Here is a 20,346-nt window from a genome sequence, read left to right on the forward strand (position 1 = left end):
GTTACGACTGGTTCAGGATCGTTTCGAGCTCGGTGTTCGCGTCGGCGAGGGCCTTGTCGGCGTCCTTCTTGCCCTCGATCACGGCGCGGGCCGCGTTCTGCAGCACAGCCTTGGTGTCATTGGCCTCGGCCCAGTTCGGGTCGGCCGGGAAGCCCTTGGCGACCTTGAAGGTCTCGGCGAACGGCGCCTGGAGCGGGTCGCTCGCGTACTCGGCGAGGGCGTCGGGGTACAGCGGCAGCAGGCCGCCGTCCTTGGCGTAGCGGGTGCCGAACTCCTTGCCGGCGGCCAGCTTCAGGTACTCGGCCGCGAGCTCGGGGTTCTTGGCGTCCTTCCAGACGGCGATGTCGTTGCCGCCCTGGAACGCCGGGGCCGGGCCCGTGCCCTCCTTGTTGGGCAGCGAGAAGAACGCCATCTTGTCGTCGCCGACCTTGCCCTTGCTCTGCTCCTTGATGGTGGTGATGTCCCAGCCACCGGTGACGTACATGCCGACCTTGCCGGCGGCGAAGCGCTGGGCGATGTCCACCGAGTTCTGGCTCAGCCGGCCCTTGCCCGAGACACCCTGCTTGGCGACCAGGTCGGTGTAGAACTGGAAGCCTTCCTTGAAGGCGGGCTCGGTGAGCTTGCCGACCCACTTGCCGCCCTCGAAGGCCGCGAAGTCGCCGCCGGCCGACCAGACGAACGGCGAGAGGGACATGTTGGCGTCGGAGCCGCCGTTGAAGGCGAAGCCGTCGACGTCCTTGCCCTTCTTCTCCACGATCTTCTTGCCCGCGGCCACCAGCTCGTCCCAGGTCTTGGGCGGCTGGATGCCGAGCTCGTCGAACCAGTCCTTGCGGTACAGGACGGCGCGGGTGCCGCCCCCCCACGGCGCGGCATAGACCTTGCCGTCGATGGTCTCGTAACCCCAGAGGTTCTGCGGGATCTGCTGGAAGTCCGGGGCGGACTTGACGACCTCGGTGATGTCGGTCAGCGCGTCCTGCGCGACCCACGCGGCCACCTGGTCGTTACCGAACTCGGTCACGTCGGGGCCCTCGCCGCCCGCGAGCGCCGCCGTCCACTTCTTCTGGGCGTCGGGCCAGGGAATCCACTGGGTGTCGACGTCCGCGCCCGTCTGCTCCTTGAACTTGGCGTTCAAGTCGGTCATGTACTTCGTCTGGACGTCGTTGGCCGCGCCGAGCCGCCACACGGTCAGCTTCTGACCGGCGAACTTCGGGCCCGACGACGCGGCGGCGGACGCCTGCGGGGCCTGCGACTGCGCGGGCTCCTCGCTGCCCCCACACGCGGCGACTCCAATGGCTAGAACGGCGGTCGTGGCCGTCGCGGCAGCGATCTTTCCGAATTTCACGTTTGGATCTCCTTCCCGGCTTTTCGCGTCGGGCTCGCGCTCCTCGAAAGGCACACGTCCCTGGACGTGTCCCTGGTGAAGGCGATATTTCGTGCTCTGCGCTGGACATCCCGAGGCCTGATCGCTTGCCTGCGGGGTGACTGCCGCTAAACTAACAAGAAACTTTCTTAAAAGAAACGCCCGTTAGCGGATCGTGACGAGAGGGGCCCGACCCCATGCCCAGACGACACCCCGGGACACCCCGGCTGCTGCGTCAACTCAACGACCGCGCCGCGCTCGAGCTCCTCTTGTCCAAAGGCCCGCTGACCCGGGCCGAACTCGGGGAGTACACGGGGCTTTCCAAAGTGACCTCCGGACAGCTCCTCGCCCGGCTGGAGAACCGGGGGCTCGTGACCGTCTCGGGGGAACGCCCCGGCGGCCGCGGGCCCAACGCCGCGCTGTACGCGGTGGTCCCGTCCAGCGCTTACGTCGCGGGGCTGGAGGTCCTACCGGAAAGCGTCACCGCGGGGGTCGCGGACATCACCGGCGAGATCATCGCCGAGGTGACCGTGGACCCCGGCGAGGGCGGCGAGCCCGTGAAGACCGTCCACAACGCGGTGCGCCGCGTGTGCGACTACGCGAACATCAGCCTGTCCCGGCTGCGCGCGCTGGTCATCGGGACGCGCGGCGTGGTCGACCCCCGCACCGGAGACGTCCGGTTCTCCTTCGACCTGCCCTCGTGGCACGCCGGAGTGCTGGCCGACCTCCGGGCCACGTTCGGGTCGTCGGTGATGATCGAGAACGACGTGAACCTCGCCGCGCTCGCCGAGCACGCCTACGGGGTCGCGCGCGGCGTCGACGACTTCGTCCTGCTGTGGGCCGGAGTCGGCCAGGGACTCGGCGTCATGCTCGGCTCCCGGCTGCACCGCGGGTTCACCGGCGGCGCCGGAGAGATCGGCTGGCTCCCCGTGCCCGGCGAACCCCTGCCCATCGACGTCAACGAGCCGCAGTCGGGGTCCTTCCAGCGCCTGGTCGGCACCGGGGCCGTCACCGGCCTCGCCACCTACCACGGCCTGGGTTCTGCGCGGCCCCGTCCCGCGCAGACCTCGGCCGCCGACATCGTCTTCGGGGCCGTCTCCACGGGACAGGAGGACTTCCTCGACGAGCTCGCCCGCCGGCTCGCCATCGGCGTCGCGGCCGTCACCGTGGTCCTCGACCCGGGGCTCGTCGTGCTCAGCGGCGACGTCGGCCGCGCCGGCGGCCGCGCCCTGGCCGGGCGCATCGAGAAGGCCGTCGCCGAGATCTGCCCCAGCCGCCCCCGGGTGACCGTCACCGAGGTCAAAGGCAACCCCGTTCTCCGCGGCGCGGTGACCGCCGCCCTGGAACAGGCCCGGGAAGAGGTCTTCTCCAACACCATCGACGCTTGACCCTCCTCCTGGGTGAGGACGCCGCAGGCGTGCCCCGTCTCCGTGTCCACGGTGGCGGGGCGGGATGACCATCGGCCGGTGTCAGGGCGGCGGTTGCCAATGCTTCCTGGGCGAAGTATGGAGAAAGGGCTATGGGAGACTTGCTCGTCGTGCATGACATCGTGCTGATCTCTGACCATCGCGTGACCTCGATCGGCGTCCGGGACAACGGGGAGCCGCTCGTGGACGCGCGGGGCGTCCTGGCCGTGGACGGGACGCTGGCCGATCCGGACGGCGCGTACACGGCCGCGCACGAGGGCCTTCCCGACGACGCCCACGCCTACCTGCGGGAGGGCGTCCTCGCCCGCCTGGTGGACGCGCAGCGGGCGCTCCCGCCCGGGTACCGGCTGCTCGTGGTCGAGGGATACCGGCCACCCGCGCTGCAGCAGCGGATCTTCGAGGACTACACGGAGGAGCTGCGGGCGGCCTTTCCGCACATGTCGCCCGCGGAGTTGCGTGCGGCCGCCAGCCGGTACGTCTCCCCGATCGAGGTCGCCCCGCACACGGCCGGGGCCGCCGTCGACCTGACCCTCGCCGCCGAGGACGGCGGCCCCCTCGACATGGGCACCCGCGTCAACGCCACCCCCGAGGAGAGCGACGGCGCCTGCTACACCTCCGCGCCCGGCATTTCCGGCGAGGCCCGCGGCCACCGTAAGATCCTCGCCGCCGCGCTGGAGGCCGCCGGCCTGGTCAACTACCCCACCGAGTGGTGGCACTGGTCCTACGGCGACCGCTACTGGTCCCACACGACCGGCGCCCCGGCCGCCCTCTACGGCCCTGTGCCCCTTCCGTCCCTCTAGCGGTATCGGAGGCGGGTGCCGGCCGCGTGACAGGGGCCAAATCCCTCAGTCGCCGAGCAGCCGCCACGCGGTGAGGGCCAGCCTGGCCCTCACCAGCCCCGTGGGCTCGGTGAGCTCGATGCCCAGGGTCTTCCCGATCTGGTCGAGCCGGCGCGCGACGCTGCTGTGGTGCAGGTGGAGAAGCTCGGCGGCCCGGCGCAGGGACCCGGTCTCGCAGTAGGCGTCCAGCGTCGTCAGGTCCTCGGAGTCGCCCGCCATCCGGGCGATCGCCGCCACGTCCGCGTTGCCGCGGGCGGCGTCCCGGGGCACCTCGGCGAGCAGCGCCAGCGCCCCCAGGTCGTCGTAGTGGACCACCGGCCGGCGCGCGGTGGTGAAGCGCAGCGCGGTGCGCGCCTGCCACCAGGATCGGTCGGGACTGTCCGCGGCGCCGATGCCCGCCTGCGCGCCCGCCGGGAACCGTGCCGCGTCCACGGTGGTGGCCAGCAGGACGCCGACGCCGGCGAGCGGCGCCGCCTTCACCGGGCGGGCGGGGCAGACCAGGCCGCCGACCCGGTCGAGCGCGAGCCGCGACCGTACGGCGACGACGCGGACCGGCAGATCGGCGGCGAACCCCAGCAGCCGCAGCGCCCGGGCCCTGGCCGCCTCGTCGCTGCCAGGACTGATCACCAGTTCGACCAGGGCGGGGTCGGCCATGGTGGTGCGGGCCGGGCCGTACCGCTCGACGGCCGCCGCGGCGGCGATGGCGAGCCGGTCCAGGAGCAGTTGGTCGAGCGCGCCCGGCGGGCCGGGGCGTTCCAGCCACACCGTGCCGATCTCCTCCTCGTCGAGGGTGACCGCCACCACGGTGGACGCGGGCGCGGCCGGAGCGGACGCCTCGCCGCCGCCCGGAGACGCGCGGATCGCCCGCCCCGTGCCGTGCAGCCGTATCCCGGCCACACACTCGGCCAGGCCCGCCGAGGCGCGGGCCAGCGCCGGGAGATCCACCCGCCGGCGCATCAGCGTGTCGTAGAACATCACGACGCGGATCGCGCCTTCGACGTGGGAGTCCAGTTGGGACAGCCGTGCGGCCAGTGCCTCCATGGCAGGAGGATAAGCGCCGAACGGCGCGCGATCGGGGTGGGATGCCCGACGAATGGCGGATGATGTCGGAGGTGGCGACTGTGAGGATGGCCGGCATGGATCCCGAACTGGAAGCGTTCATCCCGCTGTTCCCCCGCGCCGACCTGACCGACCCGGTCGTCCAGCGGAAGGACTTCACCCAACTGGCGACCTCGATCCCCGTGCCGGACACCGCGGACCTGGAGATCGAGGACCGCACGGTGCCCGCCGATCCCGGCGTGGCGGTGCGGATCTACCGGCCCCACCTGGCGCAGGGCGCCATCGTCTGGATGCACGGCGGCGGATGGGTCATGGGCGACCTGGACACCGAGCACCCCTGGGCGGTGCGGCTCGCGGAGGCCTCCCGCGCGGTGGTGATCTCGGTCGGCTACCGCCTCGCGCCCGAGAATCCGTTCCCGGCCGCGCTGGACGACGTCTACGCCGTGCTGACCTGGGCGGCCGAGCACGCGGCCGAACTGGGATTCGACCCCGGACGGATCGCGGTCGGCGGCCACAGCGCCGGCGCGGGGCTCGCGGCCGCGGTGGCGTTGCGGGCGCGCGACGAGCAGGGCCCGCCGATCCGCTTCCAACTCCTCAACCAGCCCGGACTCGACGACCGGCAGGAGACGTGGTCGGCCCGGCACTTCACCGATACGCCGTGGATGAACCGCGACAAGGTCACCACCGTCTGGCGGCACTACCTCGGCTCCACGCCCGCCACGCCGTACGCCGCCCCCGCGCGGGCCGCCGACCTGTCCGGCCTGCCCCCCGCCTACCTCGCCACCGCGGAGTTCTGCCCGAACCGCGACGAAGGCATCGAGTACGCGCTACGCCTGCTCCAGGCCGGCGTCCCGGTCGACCTCCACCAATGGTCCGGCACCTTCCACGGCTCCCAAGCCATCCTCTCCGCCCAGATCTCCCAACGCCAACTAACCGAACTAGCCACAACCCTCCGCCGCGCCCTCACCAACTGACCCGCCCCTCGCACCGCCACACCCTGGCTGGCTAGCCCAAGGCGTACCCGTGCGGGATCGCGCGCGTCATGTCCGAATGCCGTCGCGCCGTGCGGAGCGGGTGAGGCGGCCCCGCACCCCGGCTCGTCGGCGCCGGGGTCAGGCGCGGAGGCGGAGGCCGCGGGGGGTCGGGTGGAATCCGGCGGCCTCCAGGGCGGTGGCGAGGGGGGAGTCGTTGATCGCCGTCCCGTCGGCCTTCTCGACGGTGAGCTTGCCGAGGGCGCCGTCGCGTACGGCCAGCGCCAGGGCGTCGACGGCGGGGCGCAGGCGCTCGTCATCGGCGAAGGACAGCAGGGTCTTGCCGCCGCGTTCCACGTAGAGCACCAGACGGCCGTCCACGAGCACCACCAGCGCCCCCGCCTTGCGCCCCGGCTTGTGCGTGACCTCGCCCGGATGCTCCGGCCAGGCCAGCGCCGCTCCGTACGGATTCGCCGGATCGGTCGCCGCCAACACCACCGCCCGCCGCTCCACGGCCCGCCGCCCGCCGGCGTGCCTCTCAGGACCCCCACCAGAGCGCCATGCCTCCGGCTGCTCGCCCGGCGGCGCGCCGAAGCCCCGCCCGGGGCCTTGCGTGTCCGAGTGCGCATCGGAAGGCCGTGCCTCGGGGGACGCACCGGGCGGCGAGCCGAAGTGTTCTCCCGGATCTTGCGTGTTCGCGGGCGCACTGGAAGGCCGTATGTCGGGGTGCTCGCCCGGTCGCGTGCCGGAGTGTTCCGCGGGCGCTTCCGGGGGCTCACTCGAATGCCGCGCGTTGGGATCGGCAGGTCGCGTGTGTGGGCTCGCCGGACTTGTCTGGTTGAACTCGGCGTATCCGGCCAGCGCGGCGCCGGGGTCCGGGAACGGCGGCCCGCCGGACGCCCAGGTCGCCGGCCGCCCGGCGGCGGGGGAGCTCGGTGACGACTTCCACGGCTCCGCCGAGCCTGAGGCTCCGCCCCACGGCTCCGAAGCAGGGGAGTGGGGATCAGAGTGTGCGCGGTGCGGGGAGGCGGTGAGGGTGGCGGCGAGGGCGCGGAGGCGGTCGACGGCGCCAGGGAGGGCGAACTGGGCGCCGCCCAGGCCCTCGACGAAGTAGCCGCGCCGGCAGCGCCCGGTCTCTTCGAACGCGCGCAGCACCGGGTACACCGAGGCGAACCCCTCGGTGAGGCGCTCGGCCGCGACCGCGCCCTTGGTCACCACGCCGTGCCGCTCGAGCAGGACCTCGGCCTGCGCGTGGGCGCGCTGCGTCGGATCCGCGGACGGCTCGGGCAGCAGCCACCAGCGCCCGCTGACCGTCGGAGGCCCCGACCGGGTCGGCAGCACGGCCCTGCGCCGGCGCGTGGACGTCGCACGATGGGCGGGCCGCCCGGACCCGAGCGCGGCCCGCAGCGGCGCGAGCGTGTCCCCCGAGACCCGCCCCGACCAGACGAGATCCCACAGCGCGCCCGCGAGCGCGGTGTCGTCCATGGACCCCACCCGGCTCGACAGGTCGCGGAAGAACAGCGCCCCGCCCCCGCCCAGGGCCTCCAGCACCTTCTCGTGCAGGGGGGTGAGCGTGATCTCGGCGGGCGGCGGCAGCAGCAGCGGCGCGGTGTCGGCGAAGAACAGGGCCACCCAGCCGTCCCCGCCGGGCAGCGACCCCTGCCCCGACCAGATGACCTCGCCGGACGCGGTCAGCTCGTCCAGCAGGGCCGGTTCGTACCCGGGCACCCGGCTCGGCAGCACGAGGGTCTCCAGGGCGGAGGCCGGCACGGCGGCGCCCTGAAGCTGCTCGATGGCGTGCACGAGGGCGTCCATGCCACGGGCGGCGCGCCCGTCGGTGACGCCGTGCCAGGCGGGGCCGAACACGCCGAGCGCCTCCGGCGGGACCGGTTCGACCTCTTTGCGGAGCCGGGCCAGGGAACGGCGCCGCAGCAGCCGCAGCACACCGGCGTCGCACCACTCCTCGCCCCAGCCGCCCGGCCGGAACTCGCCCGCCACCACCCGGCCGGACGCCGCGAGCCGCCGCAGACCGTCGGCCACGACCGCGACGCCGAGGCCGAACCGCGCCGCCGCCGTGGCCGCGAGGAAGGGCCCGCGCGTCCGGGCGTGCCGGGCCAGCAGGTCGGCGAGGGGATCGGGCACGGGTTCGAGGAAGGCGTGCGGCACGCCCACCGGCAGCGGCACGCCGAGGGCGTCCCGCAACCGGGCCGAGTCCTCGACGGCGGCCCACTGCTCGACCCCGGCGACCCGCACACGGATCGCGCGCCGCGCGCCCTCCAGATCGCTGAGCCAGGAAGGATCGCCCTCGCGGATCGTGACGTCCTCGGCCTGCAGGGGGCCGTGCGTCCTGAGAAGGTCGGCCAGGTCCTCGGCGTCGCGCAGCGGGCGGTCGAGCCGGGCGAGCTCGCGCTCGGTGTCGGCGACGACGTCGGGATCGAGCAGCTCGCGCAGGTCGGCCTCGCCGAGCAGCTCGGCCAGCAGGCGGGTGTCGAGCGCGAGGGCCTGCGCGCGCCGCTCGGCCAGCGGAGCGTCCCCTTCGTACATGAAGGCGCCGATGTAGGTGAGCAGAAGGGAGCTGGCGAAGGGCGAGGCCTGGCCGGTCTCGACCTCGACGACCCGCACCCGCCGCGCGGCGATGTCGCGCATGATCTGGAGGAGCCCCGGCACGTCGAACACGTCCTGCAGGCACTCGCGCATGGTCTCGAGCACGATCGGGAACGAGCCGTACTTGCTCGCCACCGCCAGCAGGCTCGCCGCCCGCTGGCGCTGCTGCCACAGCGGCGACCGCCTGCCGGGGCTGCGGCGCGGCAGCAGCAGCGCCCGGCCCGCGCACTCGCGGAACCGCGAGGCGAACAACGCCGACCCGCCGAGTTCCTCGACGACGATCTGTTCCAGCTCGTCGGCGTCGAAGACCGCGACGTCGGACGGCGCGCCGTCCAGGGTGTCGGGGATGCGCAGGACGATGCCGTCGTCGGAGTGCATGGCCTGGATGTCCATGCCGTAGCGCTCGCGCAGGCGCCGCCCGATCGCCAGCGCCCACGGCGCGTGCACCCGCGCCCCGTACGGCGTGTGCACGACGACCCGCCAGTCGCCCAGCTCGTCGTGGAAGCGCTCCACCACGATGGTGCGGTCGTCGGGGACGTATCCGGTGGCCTCGCGCTGCTCGGCGAGGTAGGCGAGGAGATTGCCGGCCGCGAAGGCGTCGAGCCCGGCCTCGGCCAGCCGGCCGGTCTCGCCCCGCGACAGCTCGCGCAGGAACGCGCCGAGCGCCCGGCCGAGCTCGGCGGGCCGCCCAGGGGTGTCGCCGTGCCAGAAGGGCAGCTTGCCCGGCTGCCCGGGGGCGGGGGTGACGAGCACGCGGTCGGTGGTGATGTCCTCGATGCGCCAGGAGGTGGCGCCCAGCACGAAGACGTCGCCCACGCGGGACTCGTAGACCATCTCCTCGTCCAGCTCGCCCACCCGGCGGCCGCCGCGGCCGGTGTCGGCCCCGGCCAGGAAGACCCCGAACATGCCGCGGTCGGGAATGGTGCCGGCGTTGGTGACCGCGAGGCGCTGCGCGCCGGGACGGCCCGTGACGCGCCCGGTCACGCGATCCCACACGACGCGCGGGCGCAGCTCGGCGAACTCTTCGCTCGGGTAGCGGCCGGCCAGCATGTCGAGCGTGGCCTCCAGCGCGCTCCTCGGCAGCGTGGCGTACGGGGCCGCGCGGCGGATCGTGGTCTCCAGGTCGTCGACGGTCCACTCGTCGAGCGCGCACATCGCGACGATCTGCTGGGCCAGGACGTCCAGCGGGTTGCGCGGGTAGCGCATCTCTTCGATCTGACCGGCCTTCATGCGCTCGGCCACGACGGCGGTCTGCACCAGATCGCCGCGGTACTTCGGGAAGATGACGCCCTTGGACACCGCGCCGACCTGGTGTCCCGCGCGGCCGATGCGCTGGAGGCCGCTGGCCACGCTGGGCGGCGCCTCGACGCAGGCGACCAGGTCGACCGCGCCCATGTCGATGCCCAGCTCCAGGCTGGAGGTCGCGACCACGGCGGGCAGGCGGCCCGACTTCAGAGCCTCCTCGATCTGGGCGCGCTCCTCCTTGGACACCGAGCCGTGGTGGGCGCGGACGATCTCGGCGGAGGCGCCGCCGGACGACCCGGCCTGCGCCATCATCAGCGCGGGCGGGGACAGGGCCGGGGGGACGCTCCCGGCGGGAGGCGGCGGGCCCTCGGGGCCCGCCGCCTCGGCGCGCTCGTAGGCCAGCTCGTTGAGCCGGGCGCACAGCCGCTCGGCGAGGCGCCGGGAGTTGGCGAACACGATCGTCGAACGGTGGGAGCCGATCAGGCCGAGCAGGTGTTCCTCCACATGGGGCCAGATGGAGCGCCGGGGCGCGGGCTCCGGCTCCCAGAGACCCTCGGAGCCGTCCCCGCCGGACGGCCCGCGCGGCGCGGGGTCGAGCTCGGTCATGTCCTCGACCGGCACGACCACGTCGATGTCGATGACCTTCTCCGACGGCGGCTGCACGACCGTCGTCGGCCGGGCGCCGCCCAGGAACGTCGCGACCTCGCTCACCGGGCGCACGGTGGCGGAGAGGCCGACCCGCTGCGCGGGCGCGGCCAGCAGGGAGTCGAGCCGTTCGAGCGTGAGCGCGAGGTGGGCGCCGCGCTTGGTGGCCGCCACCGCGTGGACCTCGTCGACGATGACCGTCTCGACGCCGCGCAGCGCCTCGCGCGCCTGGCTCGTGAGGATCAGGTAGAGCGACTCGGGCGTGGTGATCAGGATGTCGGCGGGGTGGGCGGCGAAGCGGCGGCGATCCTCGGCGGAGGTGTCGCCCGAGCGCACCGCCACCGAGATCTCGGGCACGGGCAGGCCCATGCGGCGGGCGGTCTGCTTGAGCCCGGCGAGCGGGGCTCGCAGGTTGCGCTCGATGTCGACCGCGAGCGCCTTCAACGGCGAGACGTAGACGACCCGGCAGTGGCGCTCGCGTCCTTTGCCCGAGGGCTCGCCGGACGGCGGGGCCGTGACGCGCTCGGCGGCCAGACGGTCGAGGGACCAGAGGAAGGCGGCCAGGGTCTTGCCCGAGCCGGTCGGAGCCACCACCAGAGTGTTCTCGCCCCGGGCGATCGCCTGCCACGCGCCCTCTTGCGCGGTCGTGGGCGCGGCGAAGGCGCCGGTGAACCATTGCCTGGTCACCTGGCTGAAGTGGTCGAGCGCGGATCCGGTCACCGCTTCATCATGCAACCTGCCACCGACAAAACCGCGCGTGCCCCTGACCTGGTGGCGGCCACTGCCACGGATTGTTTGCGCAGTCGAATATCAGCGAACCTTGACATCCACCGCCGCCCGGCCGTCACCTGGAATATGGACATCGACTACGCGGCCATCGAGGCGACCCGGAACCGGATCCGCGACCAGCACCTCCGAGCGCGGCGGCCCGAGAGCAGCGCGCGCGGCCTGCACCACTTCGCGCTCATCTGCTCCGACGTCGAGCGCACCGTCGCCTTCTACCAGGACCTGCTGGAGTTCCCGCTGACCGAGATCTTCGAGAACCGGGACTACAAAGGGTCGAGCCACTTCTTCTTCGACATCGGCAACGGCAACCTGCTCGCCTTCTTCGACCTCCCCGGGCTCGACCTGGAGCCGTACAAGGAGGTGCTCGGCGGCCTGCATCACATCGCGATCTCCGTGGAGCGCGGCACCTGGGAGAGGCTTCGCGGCAAGCTGGACGCCGCCGCCGTCCCGTACCAGCTGGAGAGCGACGCCTCCATCTACTTCCGCGACCCCGACGGGGCCCGGCTGGAACTACTGGCCGATCCTCTCGGAGAGATGTACGGCGCCCGCGTCCTGTGAGCGCGGCGCTCGCGCGGGTGCGTTGGTGGCCGGCCCGCCCGGAGCGGGGACCATACTGGAAACCATGCGCTTGACGGACTTCTGGAACCGGATGAACCGCCACTTCGGTGAGAGATACGCCGAGTCCTGGGCGCGTGACTACGTGATCGCCGAGCTCGGGGGCCGTACGGTGATCCAGGCCCTGGACGACGGCATCTCGGCCAAAGAAGTCTGGCGCGCCGTGTGCGGCGTGACCGAGGTGGACTCCCGTCTTCGCTGATCACCCTCGCGCGACCTGGCACGGGAGCTTCGCCGCGTCCGGCTGAGATCGAACAATCGTTCGGCTATATTGAAACAAGCCGACGTCCGTGGGCCCGCTCCGCGAAAATGTCGGTGGCACCCCGTAGCTTGCCAGCGACGGAAACGACTTCGACACACCCTCCAGGGGGCACTCCATGGCAGCCAACGACCGCGAGAAGGCCCTTGAGACTGCTCTCGCTCAGATCGAGCGGCAGTTCGGCAAGGGCTCTGTCATGCGCCTCGGCGATGACGCACGAGCCCCCATCGAGGTGATCCCCACCGGGGCCATCGCCCTCGACGTCGCGCTCGGCATCGGCGGCTACCCCCGCGGCCGCATCGTCGAGATCTACGGCCCTGAGTCCAGCGGTAAGACCACCGTCTCGCTCCACGCCGTCGCGAACGCCCAGCGGGCCGGCGGCATCGCCGCCTTCATCGACGCCGAGCACGCCCTCGACCCCGAGTACGCCAGGAAGCTCGGCGTCGACACCGACGCGCTGCTGGTCTCCCAGCCCGACACCGGTGAGCAGGCGCTGGAGATCGCCGACATGCTGATCCGCTCGGGCGCCATCGACCTGCTGGTCATCGACTCGGTCGCGGCCCTCGTGCCCAAGGCCGAGATCGAGGGCGAGATGGGCGACAGCCACGTCGGCCTGCAGGCCCGCCTGATGTCCCAGGCCCTGCGCAAGGTCGCCGGAGCGCTCAACAACACCGGCACCACCGCCATCTTCATCAACCAGCTCCGCGAGAAGATCGGCGTCATGTTCGGCTCGCCCGAGACCACGACGGGCGGCAAGGCGCTGAAGTTCTACGCCTCCGTCCGGCTGGACGTCCGCCGCATCGAGACGCTGAAGGACGGCACCGAGCCCGTCGGCAACCGCACCCGCGTCAAGGTCGTCAAGAACAAGATGGCCCCGCCCTTCCGCCAGGCCGACTTCGACATCCTGTACGGCATCGGCATCTCCCGTGAGGGCGGCCTGATCGACATGGGCGTCGAGCACGGCTTCGTCCGCAAGGCCGGCGCCTGGTACACCTACGAGGGCGACCAGCTCGGGCAGGGCAAGGAGAACGCCCGCAACTTCCTGAAGAACAACCCCGACATCGCCAACGAGATCGAAAAGAAGATCAAGGAGAAGCTCGGCGTCGGCCCGCGTCTCGACACCCCGGCCGAGGCTCCCGTGGTGCCGCCCGTCGCTCCGCCCGCTTCCGCACGTGCCGCCGCGCCCGCTGCCGCCCGCGCCACCGCAGGCGCCACGGCGGGCCCGGCCTCCCCCGGCCGTGGCGCCAAGGCCCCCAAGCCGGGTGACGTCTGATCGAGCCGACCCCATGCCTGCGAACGACGAGTCCCCTGGCCACCTGAGACCAGGGGACTGGGGAGCCTGGATCGAGGACCCCGCCCCACCCAGAGGACCCTGGCCTTCCGACGAGGCAGAGCCTTCCGATGAGCCGGAGCCTTCCGATGAGCCGGAGCCTTCCGGAGGGGTCGGAGCCTCTGAGGGGGCGTGGCCTTCTGAGAGTTCCGGGACTTCCACAGGGGGCTGGCCTTCTGAGGAGTCCTGGCGCTCTAGGGAGTCGCGCTCCAGGCAGTCCCGGCGCTCTGTGGAGTCGTGGCCTTCTGAGCACTCCACAGAGTCGTGGCCTTCTGAGGAGTCCACAGAGTCCTGGCATGCCGAGGACTCTTCGCGCTCCGGCAAGCCCGACCGTCCCATCGGCTCCCGTGGCGGCGACCTCCACGGGCCTGATCCACATGGTGATGATCTCCCCGGGCGCGGACGTCCTGCCCGCGCGGACGAGTTTAGTGAGCCCACCTGGAACGACTCCGCAGAGCGGGCCAGGCATTCTGACCGATCCGCCCCGCCAAGCCGCTTCGAGAGCTCGGGACGCGTTGGTCCCTTCCAGCGGTTCGAGAGGTCCGGCCGGTCCACTGATCCGCAGGTCCAAGACCGACTCGGGGAGTCTCGGCGGTCTGCGGGGCATGGACGGTCGAGGCAGGAATCTTCTGGGCCAGGCGAGGGGTCTTCCGCGCGTGCGCGGTCTCGTGGGGGGCGGGCCAAGTCCCGGGACGTCCCGGCCTGGGAACCACAAGAGCCTCGTCGCACACACGAGTTCTTCCGCCGGGACCCGGAAGCCGCCCCATGGCGACCCGCCGCTCACCGCTCCACCCCCGCAGAAACACCACAGCCCTCCCAAAGCTCGACACCACAGCCCACAAACCCACCCCTGACGGACATCCCGCTCACGGACCCGCCCCTGACGGACGTATCGCCTACGGCCCCATCTCTGGCGGACGCCCCGCTCACGGACCCGCCCCTGGCGGAAGCCGCGCTCACGGACCCGTCCCTGGCGGACGTATCCCCTACAGGGGACTCGGGGACAGGCGGCAGTGAGCCGTACTTCGATGCTGAGCACGGTATGGACGGCTCCGCAGGCTCTGGAGGCGGGGAAGAACCTCGGGAGGCCGCAGGGGGCCGTCCTGGGCAGGGCAGGCCGCGTGGGCGGAAGGGGAGACGGGGCGCGGCCGGGTCCGAGGCACCATCTGAGGCGGCGCGGGAGTCGTTCGAGGGATCTGCTGAGGCGGCGCGGGAGTCGTTCGAGGGGCCTTCTGAGGTGGGGCGGGAGTCGTCGGGTGGTTTTGGGAGGGGAGGACGTCGGGGGCGTGGACAGAGGGGGAAGCGGGGCGGGTTCGGGTTCGATGGGCCTGCTGAGGGGTCGTTGGCGGCGCAGGGGCCGGCGGCCGATCCTGAGGCGGTCGCGCGGGCGGTGTGTCTGCGGTTGCTGACGCTCGCGCCGCGCACGCGGGCCCAACTCGCCGAGGCCCTCCGGCGCAAGGACGTTCCCGAGGCCGCGGCCGAGGCCGTGCTCTCCCGGTTCTCGGATGTCGGGCTCATCGACGACGAGGCGTTCGCGCAGGCGTGGGTGACCTCGCGGCACGCCGGGCGAGGGCTGGCGCGGCGTGCGCTGGCCAACGAGCTGCGCAAGCGGGGCGTCGAGGAGGAGACCGTACGGGAGGCGCTCGACCAGCTCGACCCGGACCAGGAGCTCGAGACCGCCCGCAGGCTGGTCGAGCGCAAGCTGCCCGGCACCCGCAACCTGGAACCCGCCGCCCGCGTCCGCCGCCTGGCCGGCATGCTGGCCCGCAAGGGCTACTCGGGCGGCGTGGCCTACCGCGTGGTACGCGAGGCCCTCGAATCCGAAGGCCAGTCCACCGAGGATCTCCCCGAAGCCTTCGACGAGTGACCTGCGGTCGCGTACGGTGACGATCGCTCCGCTGGTGGGCTGTCCTCGGGCTGTCCTGAGGTAAGGGGATCATCGGTGTGCGACTTGGGGGCAGGGCACCTCTGCCGCCTTCCGAATAGGTGTCGGAAGCCGGACGGTCGGGTGTTGGAGGGCAGACGAGTCGGGTGTGGGAGCCGGACGGTCGGGTGTTGGAGGGCAGACGAGTCGGGTGTGGGAGCCGGACGGTCGGGTGTTGGAGGGCAGACGAGTCGGGTGTGGGAGCCGGACCGGTCAGGTGTTGGAAGGCGGACCGGTCGGGTGTTGGGAAGTCGGTGGGGTCAGAGGGTGCGGAGAGGGGGGAGGAGTTCCTTTTCTGACCAGGTGAGGAAGTCGTGCTGGTGGGCGGCGCCTATCTGGACGAGGGCGACATGGGTGAAGCCCGCGTCGGTGAACTTCTTGACGGCCTCGATGACCGGCTCGGGGTCCGGGCCGCACGGGACCTGCTTCGCCACGTCGTCCGGCCGGACGAACTTGGCGTACGACGCGAAGTTCACCGGGCCCGGCAGTTCGGCGAGGACCTTCCAGTCGGCGGCGAACCACCTCCAGAGCCGGTGGGCCCGCTCCTTGGCGGCCTCGACGTCGGTGTCGTAGCAGATCCCGACCTGGCCGTACACGGGCTTGCCCTTGCCGCCGCAGGCGTTGAACCGCTCGACCAGCCCGGGGTCGGCGTCGACGGCGATGAGCACGTCGCCGTACTCGGCCGCCAGGTCGACCGACTGCGGGCCCGAGGCGGCGAGACCGATCGGGATGGGCTCGTCCGGCAGGTCGTAGAGCTTGGCCGAGTCGACGGTGTAGTGGTCGCCCCGGTAGCTGACGTACTCGCCGCCGAACAGCGCCTGGATGATCTCGACGGCCTCGCCGAGCATCTCGTGGCGGATGTTGACCGGCGGCCAGCCGCGCCCGAGCACGTGCTCGTTCAGGTTCTCCCCGGCCCCGAGCCCGAGCGTGAACCGCCCCTCGGACAGCGCGCCCATCGTGGCGGCCTTCTGGGCGACCACGGCGGGGTGGTAGCGCATGATGGGGCAGGTGACGTAGGTCATCAGCGGGACGCGTTGGGTGCGGGCCGCCACCGCGCCGAGCACGGACCAGGCGTACGGCGAGTGCCCCATCTCCTCCAGCCACGGGAAGTAGTGGTCGGAGATGATCTCGTAGTCGAACCCCGCCCGTTCGGCGGCGGCGGCGTCCTCGACGAGTTGCCGGGCGGGGGTCTGCTCGCACATGAGCGTGTATCCGATCTGTGCCATGGCGGCCCCATACCCCCGCGCCCGCCGAACGTGCGGCACGCCCCGCAAGATCTCCCCAACCCGGCGCCGGACCAGACGAAAGCCCGAAACCCACCCGTAAACCTATTTAAGGTGACTTTCCGCTCCCCTGGCGACATTTCTGGACTGACCAGGCGTCACGTGGGGACCCGGAGGCCCCGCCGCCACGCCCGAGTGCGCCGAACGGCTTTGACGGGCGGACTTTGCTTGCTCGTTACCTCTCTGACGCTTAATCTCGACCACAGTGAGGAGCTACTCCGCGCAGTGCGGATTGCCATAACGGTGTACGAACGGACGATTAAGACCGATCACACCCAGCGGCCGGATGCCGTGCGTCCGGGCGTTGGACATATTTGTCTGAACAACAATCGCCCGGTCGGGTGGTCCGTGCCGCGTGTGTGGCCCTCGCGTGCTCAAAGCTCGCGACGCGAGGAGGGTAGGCGCGCATGGGGTCGACGATCGTGATCATGCTGGCGGTAGCCGTTGTCCTGCTGGCGGTCGTCGCGATTGTCGCTCTCGCCGTGGTGATACGGCGCACCAACGGCGGCTCTCTCCGGCGCGGCCCTTCCCCCGAGGAACTGGCGGACATCAACGCCGAGCTGGAGCAGGCCCGCCGCGAGGGCATGGAGATCCGCGTCAAGGCCGAGAGCGACGCCGGCGAGATGGTACGCAAGGCCGAGGCCGCCGCCGAGGACGCCCTGCGCATGCGCAAGGAGGTCGAGGACGAGGCCCGCACCCTCAAGGGGGAGCTCAAGGAGCTGAGGTCCGACCTGGAGCGCAGGGAGCACCGCCTCGCCGAGCGCGAGGAACGCCTCGACGAGGAGGCCCGCAGGCAGGCCGAGCGGGGCAGGAGCCTCACCGAGGCCGAGACCGAGCTGACCGGCAGGCAGGCCGAGCTGGACCGCTTCGAGGACCAGCGTCGTGAGGCCCTGGAACGGGTCGCGGGCCTGACCTCGGACCAGGCCAAGGCCGAGCTGGTCATGACGATCGAGAACCAGGCCAAGCGCGAGGCCGCGCTGATCGTCAGGGAGATCGAGAGCGATGCCCGCCGCGAGGGCGAGAAGCGCGCCACCAAGATCGTGACGCTGGCCGTGCAGCGCGTGGCGACCGAGCAGACCGCCGAGTCGGTGGTGAGCGTGCTCCACCTGCCCGGCGACGAGATGAAGGGCCGCATCATCGGCCGCGAGGGCCGTAACATCCGGGCGTTCGAGTCCACCACGGGCGTCAACCTGATCATCGACGACACCCCGGAAGCGGTGCTCCTGTCGTGTTTCGACCCGGTACGCCGGGAGACGGCGCGGCTGACCCTGGAGAAGCTGGTCCTGGACGGCCGCATCCACCCGCAGCGCATCGAGGAGGCCTACGAGCGCAGCAAGGAGGAGGTCAAGGGCCTGTGCGTGCGGGCCGGTGAGGACGCCCTGGTAGAGCTGGGCATCACCGACATGCACCCCGAGCTGATCATGCTGCTCGGCCAGCTCCGCTACCGCACCTCCTACGGGCAGAACGTGCTCAAACACCTCGTCGAGTCGGCGCACATCGCGGGCATCATGGCCTCAGAGCTGCGCCTCGACCCGATGATGCTCAAGCGCTGCACGGTCCTGCACGACATCGGCAAGGCGCTCACCCACGAGGTCGAGGGCAGCCACGCCCTGATCGGCGCCGAGATCGCCCGGCGGTACGGCGAGGACGAGGACGTCGTCCACGCCATCGAGGCCCACCACAACGAGGTCGAGGTCCGCACGGTCGAGGCGGTCCTCACCCAGGCGGCCGACGCGATCAGCGGCAGCCGCCCCGGCGCCCGCCGTGAGTCCCTGGAGGCCTACGTCAAGCGCCTGGAGCGGCTGGAAGAGATCGCGCAGTCCTACGACGGCGTGGAGAAGGTCTTCGCCATGCAGGCGGGCCGCGAGATCAGGGTGATGGTGAAGCCGGAGGCGATCGACGACATCCAGGCGCAGGTGATCGCCAGGGACGTCGCCAAGCAGGTCGAGGAGGAACTGACCTACCCGGGGCAGATCCGCATCACCGTCGTGCGGGAGTCCCGCGCCACCGAGTTCGCCCGCTGACCTTCGACCGGCGCGGGTTCGCCAGGGAACCCGCCGAACCGGCCCGGCCTCCACGGTCCCGGCTCACCCGAAGATCTGCCGGTAGAAGGACAGCTCGGCGGCCAGGGCCGCGCCCTTGGTCTCGGCGCGGCGGAAGACGTGCGTCTCGCCCTCGAAGGACAGGTACGTGCAGGGGACGCCCCGCTCCGTGAGCGCGGCCACGAACGCCTCGGCCTGCGCGGGCGGCACCAGCGGGTCGTCCTGCCCCTGCATCAGCAGCACCGGGCAGTCGATCTCACCGGCCCGCGACAGCGGCTCCCGCGTGGCGTACAGGCCCGGGGAGTCGGGGCCGACCAGCCACTCGACGTACCGGGACTCGAAGTCGTGGGTGGCGGCGGCGAGCGGGGCGAGCGCGGTGACGCCCGCGATCGAGACGCAGCCCCGGAACAGGCCGGAGGCGCAGCACGCCGCCAGGCTGGTCCAGCCGCCCGCCCCGGCGCCGCGGACCGCGACGCGCGCCGGGTCGGCGAGGCCCTCCGTCACCAGCCACTCGGCGGCGGCGATCACGTCCTCGACGTCCACCACGCCCCACCGCCCGCGCAGCCGCTCGCGGTAGGCGCGCCCGTACCCGGTCGAGCCGCCGTAGTTGACGTCGAGGACGCCGATGCCGCGGCTGGTGAGGAACGCCTTGTGCAGGTCGGGCGCGGTCACGCTGTGCGTGGTGGGGCCGTCGTGCGCGAACACGACGTACGGGCCGGCGACCTCCCCGGCCGGCGGGTAGAGGAAGGCGTGGACGCGCCGCCCGGCGCGGCCGGGAATCTCCACGGGACGGGGCGCGGGCAGGTGGGCGGGGTCCGGAGGCACCGGGATGTCGCCGCGCACACAGTGCGAGGCGCCCGTGGCGGTGTCGAGCCGCACCACCGACCGGGGGACGGCCGGGGCGTAGGCGACGCCGCAGACCACCGAGCCGTCGGCGGACAGGCAGGGCAGCCACCCGGCGTACGGCAGGCCGGGCTCTTCCAGCGCGCCCGTACGCGGGTCCAGGACGGCGAGCCGCAGGTCGCCCCGGCCGTGCAGCACCGCGAGCCGGCCGTCGGCGAGCACGGCGTACGGCGCGCCGCCGAGCTCGTAGGGCGCCCAGCCGAACTCCTCCTCGGCGGGGCACAGGAGCCGCGACACGCCGCCGTCGAGCGAGACCCGCTCCAGGTTCCACCACCCCGACCGGTCGGAGAGCAGGTACAGCCCGCCCGGCCCGTCCCACCGGGGCGACAGCACCGACTCCTCGGGTCCGCCGGCGACCCGCCAGGACGCGCCATCAGACGTCCGGGTGACGCGCAGCTCGGTGCCGACCCACGGCATGCGCGGATGGTCCCAGCGGACGTACGCCAGGTGCGCGCCGTCGGGCGAGACCACGGGGGAGGCGTAGAAGTCGCCGCCCGCCACCCGCCGCCGGACGGCGCCGCCGTCCAGCGGGATCGACACGATCGACCGGGTGACCTCGCCGTCCCCGGTGTGGTGTTCCATGACGCACCACACCTCGCCGTCGTGCACGGTGAGGTCGGCGTAGCGCAGGCCGCACGGCACGCCGGGCTCGGGCGTGATGGGACGCGGCGTCGCCGTCCCGGCGGGCAGGACGTACAGCCGCTGGTCGGCGTGGTGGGCGAACACCACGTCGCCCCCGGGTACGATCACGTGGGACCGGCCCCCGTACTCGTGCACGCGGGTGCGGGCGTCCCACGGCGCGGGCAGCAGCTCGCGCAGCGCGCCGCACGGGGCGCGGTGGACGATGGTGCGCCTGCCGCCCTCGGTGGGGCGGTCCTCCTCCCACCAGAGGTCGTCGCCGAGGACGGTCGGGTAACCGGGACGTACGCCGGACCTGACGACGTCGGAGGTGGAGATCGGCGAAGGCCGGCCACCGAACGGGGGAGTGGGGCGCCCGGACGTGCGCTCGGGGGGCATAGCCGAATCCTGCCGGAAATCGCGACGCGGTGTGGTC

At 72.3% G+C, this 20,346-nt stretch carries 13 protein-coding genes; 8 read left to right on the forward strand and 5 right to left on the reverse strand.

Annotation, left to right across the window (positions count from 1 at the left end; genetic code table 11):
• Position 1: 1 nt before the first annotated feature.
• The gene (locus BJ981_RS21915; protein WP_184613252.1) at positions 2–1,342 is read right to left on the reverse strand and encodes a sugar ABC transporter substrate-binding protein; all 1,341 of its coding nucleotides are present in this window, start codon (positions 1,340–1,342) and stop codon (positions 2–4) included.
• Positions 1,343–1,557: 215 nt separating this feature from the next.
• On the opposite strand from BJ981_RS21915, the gene BJ981_RS21920 reads away from it, so the two are divergent.
• On the forward strand, positions 1,558–2,748 hold the full coding sequence (locus BJ981_RS21920) for an ROK family transcriptional regulator (RefSeq protein WP_184613254.1): 1,191 nt from the start codon (positions 1,558–1,560) through the stop codon (positions 2,746–2,748).
• A gap of 131 nt (positions 2,749–2,879) precedes the next feature.
• Positions 2,880–3,587: a M15 family metallopeptidase gene (locus BJ981_RS21925; protein ID WP_221314745.1), complete on the forward strand. Its 708-nt coding sequence runs from the start codon at positions 2,880–2,882 to the stop codon at positions 3,585–3,587.
• Positions 3,588–3,632: 45 nt separating this feature from the next.
• Here the strand turns inward: BJ981_RS21925 and BJ981_RS21930 are convergent, their stop codons facing one another.
• On the reverse strand, positions 3,633–4,667 hold the full coding sequence (locus BJ981_RS21930) for a helix-turn-helix domain-containing protein (protein ID WP_184613256.1): 1,035 nt from the start codon (positions 4,665–4,667) through the stop codon (positions 3,633–3,635).
• Between the two features lie 95 nt (positions 4,668–4,762).
• On the opposite strand from BJ981_RS21930, the gene BJ981_RS21935 reads away from it, so the two are divergent.
• Positions 4,763–5,659: an alpha/beta hydrolase gene (locus tag BJ981_RS21935; protein ID WP_184613259.1), complete on the forward strand. Its 897-nt coding sequence runs from the start codon at positions 4,763–4,765 to the stop codon at positions 5,657–5,659.
• A 138-nt stretch (positions 5,660–5,797) separates the two neighbouring features.
• Here BJ981_RS21935 and BJ981_RS21940 read toward each other — a convergent pair whose 3' ends face one another.
• On the reverse strand, positions 5,798–10,870 hold the full coding sequence (locus BJ981_RS21940) for an ATP-dependent helicase (RefSeq protein WP_184613261.1): 5,073 nt from the start codon (positions 10,868–10,870) through the stop codon (positions 5,798–5,800).
• A 135-nt stretch (positions 10,871–11,005) separates the two neighbouring features.
• Here BJ981_RS21940 and BJ981_RS21945 point away from each other — a divergent pair, with 135 nt between their 5' ends.
• The 4 genes from BJ981_RS21945 (at position 11,006) to BJ981_RS38370 (ending at position 15,007) form a co-directional block, all read left to right on the forward strand.
• Positions 11,006–11,494, forward strand: coding sequence for a VOC family protein (locus BJ981_RS21945; protein ID WP_184613263.1), 489 nt, complete (start codon positions 11,006–11,008; stop codon positions 11,492–11,494).
• Between the two features lie 64 nt (positions 11,495–11,558).
• Positions 11,559–11,753: a DUF3046 domain-containing protein gene (locus BJ981_RS21950; protein WP_184613265.1), complete on the forward strand. Its 195-nt coding sequence runs from the start codon at positions 11,559–11,561 to the stop codon at positions 11,751–11,753.
• A gap of 175 nt (positions 11,754–11,928) precedes the next feature.
• On the forward strand, positions 11,929–13,083 hold the full coding sequence (recA, locus tag BJ981_RS21955) for a recombinase RecA (protein ID WP_184613266.1): 1,155 nt from the start codon (positions 11,929–11,931) through the stop codon (positions 13,081–13,083).
• 1,399 nt (positions 13,084–14,482) lie between these two features.
• Positions 14,483–15,007: a regulatory protein RecX gene (locus BJ981_RS38370; RefSeq protein WP_372436887.1), complete on the forward strand. Its 525-nt coding sequence runs from the start codon at positions 14,483–14,485 to the stop codon at positions 15,005–15,007.
• 317 nt (positions 15,008–15,324) lie between these two features.
• Here the strand turns inward: BJ981_RS38370 and BJ981_RS21965 are convergent, their stop codons facing one another.
• Positions 15,325–16,290, reverse strand: a complete 966-nt coding sequence (locus BJ981_RS21965) for a TIGR03557 family F420-dependent LLM class oxidoreductase (protein ID WP_184613270.1) — start codon at positions 16,288–16,290, stop codon at positions 15,325–15,327.
• A 464-nt stretch (positions 16,291–16,754) separates the two neighbouring features.
• Between BJ981_RS21965 and rny the strand changes: the two genes are divergently transcribed.
• On the forward strand, positions 16,755–18,371 hold the full coding sequence (gene rny, locus BJ981_RS21970) for a ribonuclease Y (RefSeq protein ID WP_184613272.1): 1,617 nt from the start codon (positions 16,755–16,757) through the stop codon (positions 18,369–18,371).
• Positions 18,372–18,434: 63 nt separating this feature from the next.
• Here the strand turns inward: rny and BJ981_RS21975 are convergent, their stop codons facing one another.
• On the reverse strand, positions 18,435–20,309 hold the full coding sequence (locus tag BJ981_RS21975) for a S9 family peptidase (protein WP_184613274.1): 1,875 nt from the start codon (positions 20,307–20,309) through the stop codon (positions 18,435–18,437).
• Between the last annotated feature and the right edge of the window lie 37 nt (positions 20,310–20,346).

Origin of the sequence: Sphaerisporangium krabiense (assembly GCF_014200435.1) — a bacterium.
In the GTDB taxonomy this organism is placed as follows: domain Bacteria; phylum Actinomycetota; class Actinomycetes; order Streptosporangiales; family Streptosporangiaceae; genus Sphaerisporangium; species Sphaerisporangium krabiense.

Bases quoted from the DNA above. Each gene is read 5' to 3' on its own strand.
- BJ981_RS21920 (WP_184613254.1), top strand. From the start codon at position 1,558: ATGCCCAGACGACACCCCGGGACACCCCGGCTGCTGCGTCAACTCAAC.
- BJ981_RS21925 (WP_221314745.1), top strand. From the start codon at position 2,880: ATGGGAGACTTGCTCGTCGTGCATGACATCGTGCTGATCTCTGACCAT.
- BJ981_RS21930 (WP_184613256.1), bottom strand. From the start codon at position 4,667: ATGGAGGCACTGGCCGCACGGCTGTCCCAACTGGACTCCCACGTCGAA.
- BJ981_RS21935 (WP_184613259.1), top strand. From the start codon at position 4,763: ATGGATCCCGAACTGGAAGCGTTCATCCCGCTGTTCCCCCGCGCCGAC.
- BJ981_RS21945 (WP_184613263.1), top strand. From the start codon at position 11,006: ATGGACATCGACTACGCGGCCATCGAGGCGACCCGGAACCGGATCCGC.
- BJ981_RS21950 (WP_184613265.1), top strand. From the start codon at position 11,559: ATGCGCTTGACGGACTTCTGGAACCGGATGAACCGCCACTTCGGTGAG.
- recA (WP_184613266.1), top strand. From the start codon at position 11,929: ATGGCAGCCAACGACCGCGAGAAGGCCCTTGAGACTGCTCTCGCTCAG.
- BJ981_RS21965 (WP_184613270.1), bottom strand. From the start codon at position 16,290: ATGGCACAGATCGGATACACGCTCATGTGCGAGCAGACCCCCGCCCGG.
- rny (WP_184613272.1), top strand. From the start codon at position 16,755: ATGGGGTCGACGATCGTGATCATGCTGGCGGTAGCCGTTGTCCTGCTG.
- BJ981_RS21975 (WP_184613274.1), bottom strand. From the start codon at position 20,309: ATGCCCCCCGAGCGCACGTCCGGGCGCCCCACTCCCCCGTTCGGTGGC.